This window comes from Tepidimicrobium xylanilyticum (assembly GCF_900106765.1).
GTDB lineage: Bacteria > Bacillota > Clostridia > Tissierellales > Tepidimicrobiaceae > Tepidimicrobium > Tepidimicrobium xylanilyticum.
The window spans coordinates 1-11,704 of sequence record NZ_FNNG01000027.1 but is presented as its reverse complement, the minus strand read 5'-3'; the positions used below and the strand labels follow the sequence as shown (position 1 = coordinate 11,704).

General features: G+C 31.4%; 13 protein-coding genes. 1 reads left to right on the top strand and 12 read right to left on the bottom strand.

What is annotated here, in order from left to right; translation table 11 throughout:
* Positions 1 to 334: 334 nt before the first annotated feature.
* From BLV68_RS14915 to arsD, 12 genes are all read right to left on the bottom strand, one after another.
* Positions 335 to 871: a hypothetical protein gene (locus BLV68_RS14915; RefSeq protein WP_003515960.1), complete on the bottom strand. Its 537-nt coding sequence runs from the start codon at positions 869 to 871 to the stop codon at positions 335 to 337.
* A 32-nt stretch (positions 872 to 903) separates the two neighbouring features.
* Positions 904 to 1,632, bottom strand: a complete 729-nt coding sequence (locus BLV68_RS14910; RefSeq protein WP_074366728.1) for a polymorphic toxin type 35 domain-containing protein — start codon at positions 1,630 to 1,632, stop codon at positions 904 to 906.
* Positions 1,633 to 1,687: 55 nt separating this feature from the next.
* Complete coding sequence (locus BLV68_RS16050) at positions 1,688 to 1,867, bottom strand: hypothetical protein (RefSeq protein ID WP_093755194.1); 180 nt, start codon at positions 1,865 to 1,867, stop codon at positions 1,688 to 1,690.
* A 56-nt stretch (positions 1,868 to 1,923) separates the two neighbouring features.
* Positions 1,924 to 2,721: a sensor histidine kinase gene (locus BLV68_RS14900; RefSeq protein WP_200773818.1), complete on the bottom strand. Its 798-nt coding sequence runs from the start codon at positions 2,719 to 2,721 to the stop codon at positions 1,924 to 1,926.
* Between the two features lie 131 nt (positions 2,722 to 2,852).
* Positions 2,853 to 3,623, bottom strand: coding sequence for an ABC transporter permease (locus BLV68_RS14895; RefSeq protein ID WP_159428725.1), 771 nt, complete (start codon positions 3,621 to 3,623; stop codon positions 2,853 to 2,855).
* Positions 3,616 to 4,539 (bottom strand): ABC transporter ATP-binding protein, encoded by a 924-nt coding sequence (locus BLV68_RS14890; RefSeq protein ID WP_093755190.1) that lies wholly within the window; start codon positions 4,537 to 4,539, stop codon positions 3,616 to 3,618. Before BLV68_RS14890 ends, BLV68_RS14895 begins: the two co-directional genes overlap by 8 nt.
* An 84-nt stretch (positions 4,540 to 4,623) precedes the next feature.
* Entirely contained in the window at positions 4,624 to 5,313 is a 690-nt protein-coding gene (locus BLV68_RS14885; RefSeq protein WP_200773817.1) for a response regulator transcription factor, read from the bottom strand.
* Between the two features lie 1,111 nt (positions 5,314 to 6,424).
* On the bottom strand, positions 6,425 to 7,213 hold the full coding sequence (locus tag BLV68_RS14880) for an arsenite methyltransferase (RefSeq protein ID WP_093755186.1): 789 nt from the start codon (positions 7,211 to 7,213) through the stop codon (positions 6,425 to 6,427).
* Positions 7,214 to 7,467: 254 nt separating this feature from the next.
* The gene (locus BLV68_RS14875; RefSeq protein WP_093755184.1) at positions 7,468 to 7,869 is read right to left on the bottom strand and encodes an arsenate reductase ArsC; all 402 of its coding nucleotides are present in this window, start codon (positions 7,867 to 7,869) and stop codon (positions 7,468 to 7,470) included.
* A gap of 22 nt (positions 7,870 to 7,891) precedes the next feature.
* Positions 7,892 to 8,947, bottom strand: a complete 1,056-nt coding sequence (gene arsB, locus BLV68_RS14870) for an ACR3 family arsenite efflux transporter (protein WP_093755182.1) — start codon at positions 8,945 to 8,947, stop codon at positions 7,892 to 7,894.
* 37 nt (positions 8,948 to 8,984) lie between these two features.
* Positions 8,985 to 10,733 (bottom strand): arsenical pump-driving ATPase, encoded by a 1,749-nt coding sequence (gene arsA, locus BLV68_RS14865; RefSeq protein WP_093755180.1) that lies wholly within the window; start codon positions 10,731 to 10,733, stop codon positions 8,985 to 8,987.
* Between the two features lie 34 nt (positions 10,734 to 10,767).
* Positions 10,768 to 11,142 (bottom strand): arsenite efflux transporter metallochaperone ArsD, encoded by a 375-nt coding sequence (gene arsD / locus BLV68_RS14860; RefSeq protein ID WP_093755178.1) that lies wholly within the window; start codon positions 11,140 to 11,142, stop codon positions 10,768 to 10,770.
* A gap of 122 nt (positions 11,143 to 11,264) precedes the next feature.
* Here arsD and BLV68_RS14855 point away from each other — a divergent pair.
* The coding region (locus BLV68_RS14855) for an IS1 family transposase (RefSeq protein WP_143035308.1) at positions 11,265 to 11,704 on the top strand (440 nt) is incomplete at its 3' end.

The window sequence follows — 11,704 nt, the reverse complement described above, 5'->3', positions numbered from 1 at the left end:
TTATCTAATCTGGTAACTCAACTATTAATTTTCTGGACGGTTGATATGTTCCCTCAAGCAACCAAAATAAGGGTTTCCTGACATTGCCACATCCGGCAGATCGGCCTCGGGAAAAACTAAATGTCTGGAAACCCTTTATTTACAAGCTTTTCTGTTCTTTATTTCTAAACCCTTGACATCAATGTGACGCACTCAACATGTGTTTTGATAGAAAGGTGATAAATTTTCACAGAAAAATAAGGGAGTATTTTAATTTTACCCCCTATGAATTCAAGATGAACGCTTATAACTTTGCTTTAACAGAAACATTATATATTTTTCTATTTGAAATATTCTATTTTTTATTCTCAGACTCTATCAGTTCTATCATTTTAATAAAATAATTATATACTTCTGTACTTTTATCAAATATGTTTTCTAAGTCTTTTTTCCCACTTTCCAAAACATCTTTTTCCGAAAACTTTTCATTAAAAATAATTGCTAAAGTATATTGCATTTGTGAAGCCACATTTAACATTTGTTTTCCTGTATTTTCTGCTTTTAAATAATCAGAATATACTGATACAAAGTGTTCCGGAAAAACACTAATTAAATAACCATAAAACCACAAATAATCTCCGTCATTTGAATATTTCTCAGTTGCTATTTTAAAGGCATCTAGTAATATATTTTCTGCTTGGTTTAAACATTTTTCTAATTTTGGTGATAATCTTCCCCATTCAGCCATAACATACCAAGTGTAAAAAGAAATTCTGAAAAGATCATATTTCTCAACTGTTTTTAAATAATCTTCATTAATAGCATCAAAAAAACCTATAAGTTCTTCCCATTTTTCATTTTTTATAATTCTCTCTAACTTATCTAAATCCATTGTACATCATAACCTTTCAAATAATATTCTATTTATTTCTTATTTACCCATGCATCGCTAATTTTCCATATACTATCATTTATCTTTTGAAATGTTACTGTTACTGTTTCTTTCCCAACTTTTAAAACTCTTTTATATGCAGAACCGTATCTGCTTTCTGTTCCTTTTTTCATAACTTTTTCTATTATATCTCTTACTTTTTCCCATGTAATTGTTCCCTTAATAATTTTATCCCAATCATGTTTTGGATCTTTTATATGTCTTTGCTTATTAGGCTGTCCATCTAAATCTTTTAAAGCTTTATCAATTATTTTTTCTTCCGCTCTAGCTTCAAACCAATCAACAACTTTGTTATATAACCAAGTACCTGCTGCTATTACTGTACCACCTATAATTACTACTCCAGCAGCAGTAATCACTACTTCCCCAACTCCTGGAATCCACCATGTACCTGCAATAAGAACTCCTGTTGCGCTTTGCACACCTACACTTCTTATTGCTCTATTATTCTTAATAGTATCGTTTTTAAATTCAGTTATATCTACTTCTACTGCAGTATTAAGAAGTTTGACAAACTGTTCTTGTGTATAATAAACATCATTAATATATACACCATCATCAGTAATAACAATATTACATTTATTAGTACTTGTATTTTTAGAACTTAATTCAGTTTCACTTGCAAACGCTGAAATACTTATATTAGATACCATCAATATCATAAGTATAAAACTAATAATTTTTCTTGTCAATTTTTTCATGAAATTCTTGTTTCCCCTGTTAAGTTCTTTAACCTTTTCAGATAGGGCTTTAAGCTTACAGATATATGGGACAGTGAGGTCTGATCTCAATGTCCCACACTAAAGAACTCTTCTCCGTACCGTACCCGTCTAATCCATTTCTTTTACAGTAACCCCTAACTGAATCTCTTGACAAGCCAAGTTCCTTTGCTATTTGCTTAGATATTAAAGTATCATAGTCATAGTCTTCTTGCACTATTAACGCTTTAATAAGTAAGCTTACTTCTATTGGAATAGGCTTTAACTCCTAGCTTATTTATTATCCGTTAGTGCCCAACTGCACTTCATATGTAAGTACCCATCCTTTAATTCAGCAGAAAGCTCTCCATTCATTTTATCCATTAAACTCTGTGCAATAGATAGGCCTAATCCTGTTCCTTTACCTGAGCGAGTTTGATCTGCCATGTAAAATCTATCAAAAAATAATTCAACATCCTTCTCTGTTAAATTTTCCGCATCATTGCTTATAGTTAAATCTACAGTTGTTTTCGACTTTTCAAGTATTATAGCTATATTTCTATATGAATATTTTATAGCATTAGAGACAAGATTTTCTATAACCCTTTTTGTAGCTGATTCATCTGCATTAATACTAACTTTTTCTTTAGGCATTTGAATATTTGGCACTATTTGTTTTTCATTAAACTTATCGTATAGATTTATAATGGTTTCTTCGACAATACTTTTTATATTTAAATTTTCTAATTTCAAACTATAATCAACAGATTCAATAACAGAAAGTTCAAAAAAGTCATTTAGTAAAGTCTGTAACCTCTTTGTTCTGTCCTTAGCAATTTTTAAATATTGCTTCCTCTCTTCATCTGAAATCTCATCATCTTCCATCAGTTGAATATATCCTAAAATAGATGTTAAGGGTGTTCTTAGATCATGGGACATATTTGCTATAGCCTGTTTTAGCTGTCTTTCAGCAGATTTTTTCTCTGTATTTGATTGTATATGCAAATCAATTAAATTATTAATTTCACTAGCAATACTTTCTATCTCCCTATTTAGGAATGTTATGTCTATTTTCTTATCAGTTTTTCTCATATTATAATTTTTCAATTGCTCTGTTATATTTTTAAGTTGTTTTTTTATAAATAATAATTGGGTAAGAAAAACTATTAATAATAAGCTTAATATAATTATTATATATAGTATTTTTCTCACCCACTTTCATATTATTTGATTTCTTGTTTTTTAAAAATCCTACTACCACAAAAAGATATTACAATAAATGTTGCTAAGGAAATTAAAATATTCATCCCAATTTCATCGGATGTAATGGAAGAATTGAATGCTTGATAAATCTGATAGAATATAGTATTTTCATATATGGTTCTAACTATTTCATATTTAAAGATTAAAGCCTTATCGATTATAAATAATATAATAGTCATAATAATAGTAATAATAATAGTCCTTCCACTTTCTTTAGTTATAGAAGCTATCAACATTATAATTGATGAATAAGCAATTATAATCAGAGTATATAAACTAAAAGCCCTTAATAAATACATAACTGTTTCACTAGTATAAATATCACTATGGCCTAAAAAAATAGTTTCAAGTACAACTGTCATTAATGGCAATATTACAGCAGTAATTACTGAGCCTAAGGAAAAAACAATTAACTTTGCTAAATAAATGCGGCTTCTTTCATTTCCACTTAAGATCTGATTTTTAATGGTTCCTGTAGTATAGTCTATATTAATAAAAAAACCAGCCAAAGTACTTATAATTAAATTAAAAATCAGTGGCAGCTTTACCATTTCCATGGCATTGTACTCTTTTAATCCTATATTGTAAAAGCCTGTATTGTGCATTTTCCACCAATCTATTATAACTAAATAGTTAGCCAGTCCATATATAAATGTTACTACTCCCATCAAAACCCAAAAAGTACGATTCCTTTTTAACTTAAATAATTCAGCCTTAATTAGATTAATCATTGTTAACACCTCCCACAAGTTTTGCAAAATAACTTTCCAAGTCATCACCTGCTTGTGAAAAGTGTTCTATAATAAGATTGTTCTTAGTCAGTGCTAAGGATACCCTTTGTATATCATTTAGATGGCTGTATAACTTTATGATTCCATCTGGCATAATTTCAAAATCTGTTGAATTAAGTTCAGTTTCCAACACAGTAGCTCCCTTGCTAGGATTATCCACCTTAATCCGTAAATACTGCCTACATTTTTGATTTAGCTCTGATGCTGAAATCTCTTCTAAAAGCCTTCCTTTATGAATAATACCATATCGTGTGGCAAGTTGATGTAGTTCACTTAATATATGGCTAGATATTAAAACGGTCATTTCTCTTTCTCTATTTAGCCTTTTTATAAGTTTACGAAGTTCAACTATTCCCATAGGGTCTAATCCATTTGTAGGCTCATCAAGAATTAGAAATTCAGGATCGCTTAAAAGTGCAATGGCAATACCCAATCTTTGCTTCATACCTAGTGAAAAATTTACTACCTTCTTTCTTCCTGTGTTTTCTAGTCCGACTAATTTTAAGGTCCTATCAATACATTTTTTATCTGGAATTCCCTTTTGTAAGCGATGTAGCTCCAAGTTTTCATATGCTGACATATTTGGAAATAAAGCAGGACTTTCAACTACTGCCCCTACTCTCTTAATGGATTTTACTAATCCTTTCTCACTACTTTGTCCAAATAATTCCACAGTTCCTTTAGTGGGAATTGTAAGACCTGTAACTACTCTAAGTAGAGTTGTTTTTCCAGCACCATTTTGTCCAATAAATCCATAAATCTCGCCCTTTTTTATCTCAATATTTATATTGTCAAGAGCAAGACTTTTTCCATATTTTTTATAAATATTCTTAGTTCTTAATACATATTCACCCATTGAATCTACCTACCTCTCTTATGGTTATATCCTTAATATAATAATTAATTCATAAGAGAGTCTTAATAAATTATTAAAAAAACCTTAATTTTTTAATCTATATCCCATGCCCCAGATAGTTTCAATATATTCTTCCTCTGGATTGATTTTTGATAATTTATTCCTTATATGACTTATATGGACATTAATGGTATTTTCATCTCCTAAAAAATCATCTCCCCATATGCTCTCGTAAATATTAGATTTAGTAAAGATCTTTTTTGGCGATTGCATCAAAAGCAATAATATTTCATATTCACGGGCTGTTAATGGGACCTCAACCCCATTTACTGTAACTATTTTTGACTCCGTATCAAGACAGATGTCTTTATGGGTAAATATCTTCCTTCGTTCAGAGCCTTTTGAATGCTTATATCTTCTTAAAAGAGAATCGATTCTTGCTGAAACTTCTTCGATATCGAAGGGCTTGGTAATATAGTCATCTGCACCTGTCCTTAAGGTTTTCACCTTTGTTTGGGCTTCTCCCTTAGCTGAAATAATAATTACAGGTGCCAAACTATTTTCTCTAATCTTTGAAAGAACCTCTTCACCAGTCATTCCTGGAAGCATCAAATCAAGAAGTACCATATCCCACTCTTGTTTTTCAATATAAAGCATTGCTTCAGTTCCTGAATAAGCAGCTTGTGCTGTGTATCCGCTTTTTTTTATAATATTACATAATAAATTATTTATATCATTATCATCTTCTACGACTAAAATATTTATTTTTTTCATAATATCACCTTTTTACTTTAGTGATGATTTCTATTTAGATTTTAATGCAAGTATAGCAACAATAAGTTAAATAATAAAGTGAAATAAGTGTAGACAAACTTTCATTTATTTTGCAAAACCTACTATTTTTCATGACTTGCATATCTGTGGCTACCCCTTCGATAAAGTTCTATAACGTAATTCTCCAAAATGTTATGAGCAATGTAAATTTTTGCATGCAAATCTTCTCTTCTATTAAAAGTCAAAAGAAGATGATAGCCACTCCTAGCTAATCTTTCGCCATTTTCAGTTTTGTAGAAACATTTAACACTTGCTGCTATAAAACTCCCAATCCTAACCCATGGAGAAAGAATTATTTTTATTACAGAGCCATCATAACAAAGACCTTCTCTTTTTAAGTTTCCAAGTTTATGTCTTTATAATAGCTTTTAATTTTAAGTCCCACACCTAAAATAATCCATATAAAACCCTTTTAATAAGAATACTTAAATTCCACCCATAACCATTATTTATAAGACCTATTAGAAAAAGTGAAACACCAAATACGAATAAAGCAAACTTATAGAACTCCTAGGACGTTTCTACAATTTTCATTGAAGTGCCTCCAATTTTTAAACATAATTGAAATTAACTGCCCTACCTTTAGATTCTAAGGATCTAGCGATTCATCAGATATAACAATTTTCCAATCATCAATTAATAAAGTTCTTAATTTCCCTTCCATTTATAACAAACTGAAAACCGTCGGAAGCCTTGTAAAGTCAGTCTATTTGAAAGATTATACTTTTTGCATCTCTACCATACACTCCACATGATTCGCTTCTATAGAGATATCTACCCGTTTCATTTGTTTATGAGGATATATCCACATTTTTATGATATTTTAAAAATACTCCATCGCTTTTTATATACCTATATTAACTGCTATTTCCAAATTCATTTCACCGAGTAGCATCGAAGCAACATATATATAAATACCACAAACCATATGACTTCATTTATATCTATGGGTTAATGAGGAAACGTTATGTATAATATCAAAGTCAATCTACCAAACATAATGTCATAAATGAACATGTTATTAATACTCTATTAATTTTCTAACTAATTACTATTTTGTTGCTTCAATAATGTATGGAATTACATAATCTTCTATATTTCTGTTAGGTACCCATGATTTAATTATTTCTTTACCATTGTCCTTAGGAGTCAATTTTATATCCTTAAAACCAGCTTTATCCATCATTTTTCTGATGTTCTCAACATATTCTGCACCAGCTATACAACCAGTTATCATATTTAAATCTTGTTTAATCTCATTTGGTAATTCTGCTGTGGCAACTACATCTGATATTGATAGCCTCCCACCTGGTTTAAGAACTCTATATGCCTCTTTGAATACACTCTCCTTGTCCAGTGATAAATTAATTACGCAATTTGATATAATTACATCCACTGATTCATCAGCTACAGGTAAATGTTCTATCTCACCTAATCTAAATTCCACATTTGTATATCCACCTTCTTCTGCGTTTTTTCTTGCTAATTGGATCATTTCAGGAGTCATATCAACACCTATAACATGACCTGTATCGCCAACCCGTGTACTTGCTAAGAAGCAATCAAAGCCGCCACCACATCCAAGATCTAGAACTGTCTCACCTTCTTTTAGATTAGCTATTGCTATAGGATTTCCACAGCCTAATCCCATATTTGAATCTACAGGTGCAGTAGCAAGATCTTCTTCTGTATATCCAATATTAACTGTTGTGTTATAAATATCAATTGGTTCTCCATTACAACTACAACCACCAGAGCAACATCCTCCTGATGAACCTTTTATAGCTACTTTTGAATAATTCTTACGGATACTTTCCTTTATTTTTTCTTTACCTTTCATACAAACCCCTCTCTTTTAATTGAATTTTCAGATATCGGAACCTATCCACTTGCATTATATTTCCCTACATAGATGATTGTCAATATATTATGTATTGATTAAGAAAAAAACTCATGTTTAATGAATTTTCTCCTGCTAAGATTGCCCTTATTTTCTCTTTTTCAATATTCTACTTATAGTCAAATATATTCTCATCCCTATTTCCAAACATGTGAATTTTAATCTTATCTGTCATTATGCTACCTCTATATATGCTATATTTCATTATCCTTAACTCTCTTTATTAAGTCTTCTACCTTTTCCTTGATTAAATCTCTTGTTTTTCTATAGTCTTCTATAGGACCTCCAGAGGGGTCTTCTAGTCCCCAGTCTTCGCTGTGGCTATTTGGTACAAAGGGACATACTACATTACAGCCCATTGTAATGAGGATATCTACCTCTTCTGGTATATCACTTAATAGTTTTGGATAGTGCCCTATCATATCTACTCCTGCTTCCTCCATTACTTGTACTGCTAAAGGCTTTACTTCTGGATGTTCTTCTGTTCCTGCTGAGTAAACTTCTAGTACATCACTGCCTAACTTTTTTGCCCATCCCTCTGCCATCTGGGAACGGCAGGAGTTATGAACGCATATAAAGGCTACTTTTTTCTTCATATAAACCACCTCATTTTAGTAATTATTCTGACTGAGGAAACCATCCTTTAGTGTTGTTTGCTATCTTCACAAGAAATAGCATTAGTGGTACTTCTGTTAATACCCCTACGGTAGTAGCAAGTGCAGCTGGAGAATCCATTCCAAATAATGCTATTGCTACTGCAACTGCTAATTCAAAGAAATTTGAAGCCCCTATCATACCTGCTGGTGCTGCTACATCATAAGGTATTTTAAGCCATTTGCATGCTCCATATGCTATAAAGAATATAAAAAATGTCTGAATCGTTAAGGGAACAGCTATAAGCAAAATGTGTAAAGGATTATTCAATATTGTTTCGCCTTGGAATGAAAATAGTAGCACAAGCATTAATAGCAATCCTACAGTTGTTGCACCATCAAATTTAGGTAAAAATTCATTTTCAAAATAGTCCAAACCCTTATTTTTTATAACATTAATTCTAGTTAATATTCCACCTGCTAATGGAATTACTACAAATAGAACAACTGATAATATTAGAGTATCCCATGGAACTGGCACATTACTTACTCCTAGTAAGAACTTAACTATTGGAACAAAAGCTAACAATATAATTAAATCATTAGTTGCTACTTGAACAACTGTATATGCTGGATTACCTTTTGTCAATGTACTCCATACAAATACCATTGCTGTACATGGTGCAGCTCCTAGTAAAACTGCTCCTGCTAAATACTGTGTTGCAAGATCAGGTGTTATGAATTTCTTAAAAACAACAAATAAGAAAAATGAAGCTATAATATACATTGTAAAAGGTTTTATAAGCCAGTTTGTTATCCATGTTACATATAAACCTTTAGGGTTTTTCCCTACATTTTTTATACTTTGGAAATCCACCTTCATCATCATTGGATAAATCATTACCCAAATTAGTATAGCTGTTGGTATTGAAACATTTGCATATTCAAACCTACCAAAGAATTCAGGTATTGCAGGTATATATTTGCCAATTAACACCCCAGCTATCATACAAAGAGCTACCCATATTGTTAAATACTTTTGAAAAAACCCTATTCCAGATGATATGTTTTCTTTTTTCATATATTTGGCCACCTCTCATTTTTTTGTTTAGTAGGTCTTATCTAAAGAGCTTACATAAATTCTCTCCCTTCAGCTCATCAGGAAACCATTTAATTAAAGCAGCATTTCCTTCTGATACATCATATATTTTATTTATCCATTCAACCTCATTTGCAGCTTTTGCTTTTAATATTTTGTTAGTTGTATCTATATTGTAATAGCTAGAGTTAATAATCCACCATTTACTAAATATATCCGCTCTTTGCAAATCCTCTTGAAGTCTTTTAGCTTCATAAAATGGTGTTGCTTCTGGTAGTGTGACTATTAATACTTCTGTGAATTTATCATCTTTTAGCTTTGGTAATAGTTTCTTAACAGACTCTGGTGTATCGCCTTGAGTACGAGCTATTTCCCTATTGTAGCTTTCAGTAGATTCCAATAATAATATTGTATGTCCAGTAGGAGCCGTATCTATAACCACAATTTCATCATCAGAACGATCAACTATTTCAGCAAAAGCTCTAAATACAGCAATTTCCTGAGTGCATGGACTTCTCAAATCCTCCTCTATATAATCCATATCATCTTGAGAAACATCTGCTTCTCTTGCTTTTGCTAATACTTCCTCCCTATATTTTGCCAATTCTTCCTTTTCATCTATATTACTCATTGTTATACCATAACTTTCATCAACCACATAGCCTATATGAGCTGCTGGGTCTGTAGTTGTTAAGTGAACTTTTTTACCCCTCTTTGCCAATTCAACTGCAATAGCAGCTGCAATTGTAGTTTTACCTACTCCACCTTTACCCATGGTAAATATTACTCTTTTATTTGATTCATATAAACCATCGATAACATCTTCCAATGTAGATATATTTTCAACATCTAATTTTTTTTCTACATAATTAATTTCACCATCATTAAAGAATTTTCTTAGATTATCTACGCTTGCAATATTATACGGTCTTAAAGGTATTACATAGGTATCAAAATCCTTTAGACCTTCAGGCATATTGTTCATAACACGATTCTGTTTTTCAAAAATCACATTAGATATCTCGTCATCATGCTCTTTCAATACTCCGTTAATTATTAGAAGTTGATTTTTTATTCCTAAGTCTTGAAGTTCTTTGGATGCTCTTTCGGCTTCATTTAATGCTGAATTTTCTGGTCTTGAAACCAGAGCCAAAGTAGTCATTTCTCCATCAGCTAAGTTTTCTACAGCTTTCTTATATATCTCCTGTTTCTCTTGTAGTCCAGCAAGCTGACCTAAACAAGAAGCCCCATGAGTACTTTTGCTTATGAAATCAGACCAAGCTGATGGTAATTCAAGCATTCTTAGAGTATGTCCCGTTGGTGCAGTATCAAATATAATATGATCATATTCTTCCGCTACCTTCTCATTAGTAATAAAAGCTGCAAATTCATTAAAAGATGCAATTTCTACTGTACAAGAACCAGATAGCTGTTCTTCCATATTTTTTATTGCAGCCTCAGGAAGTTTCCCTCTAAAGGGACCTATAACACTTTCTCTATATTCAGCAGCTGAGGCTTCTGGCTCGAAATTTGCTACTGTAAGATTTGGTACTTCCTTTATTTTAACTCCCTTATTATTCAATTCTATATCGAATATATCTTGAAGGTTTGAAGCAGGGTCAGTACTCACAAGCATTATTTTTTTTCCACTATCTGCTAAATTAACTGCTATTGAACATGCTATTGAAGTTTTGCCTACCCCTCCTTTACCTGTAAAAAATAGGTATTTTGTTAAATTGATATCCTTTATATCAAAATTCTTATACATTTATTAGCCTCCCATTGTATTAATATTAGCTATTCTATCTATTGTTTTGGTTCATTTTAGCCTTTCTAGCTTTGTTAGCCGCTAATTCAGACATTATATATTCTTCAGGTATTTCAAGTAGCTCTACAAATTCCTCGTTAGTAGGATATTCGCCAGTCTTGACTACTTCACCATCTACCATAGTAATAGGAAGTACATCAACACCTTCATCTACTAAAAGTTTATTAACTGCCTTATTGTCTACAAAAGCTTGAGGATTATCAGAAAGATTATGCCTTTCCACCTTAATACCTCTTTTCTCTAGTCTATTTAAAAGTGTAGCAACCCTCAATAAATTTTTATCAACTGACGGTCCACATACTCCTGTTGGACAACACATAGCTGGATCATAAATAACCATCTTTTTCATTATAAAACCTCCTCATTTATTTTTTCGCTCTGTAAACTTAAATGAAAATTGAGGACTCCAACCCTCTGTGGTACAATGTTTTTGCTAGAAAACAAATACCTCCCAGAAAGGATGAAGTCCTCATGCAAAAAATTGTACCAGTTAATTGTCCAAAATGCAATAATAAAGAATCTTTTTATCGTTATGGCAAAGATAAAGATGGTTATCAAAAGTACCTTTGCCGTAAGTGTAATCACCAATTTGCTCCTGATAGACCAACATCTAAAAAGAAACCTAAATACCCTCGTTGCCCTGTTTGTGGTAAAACAACATTTCTTCATCATGATTATAAATATTACTCTAATTATCATTGTTGTGATAAGAAATGTAATCATTCTATGTTTGTTCCTAAACCAAATAATATATTGCCTGCATCTATGTCTAAATTAGTTGGTAAGACTGATTTTAAACGTATGCGTTATCCTGTTCATATTATTTTTACTGCTTTATCTATGTTCTATCTTGGTAAAAATTCTTTTAGAAATATTGCTCAAATTCTTAGAGTAGTAAATAATGTTAAGGT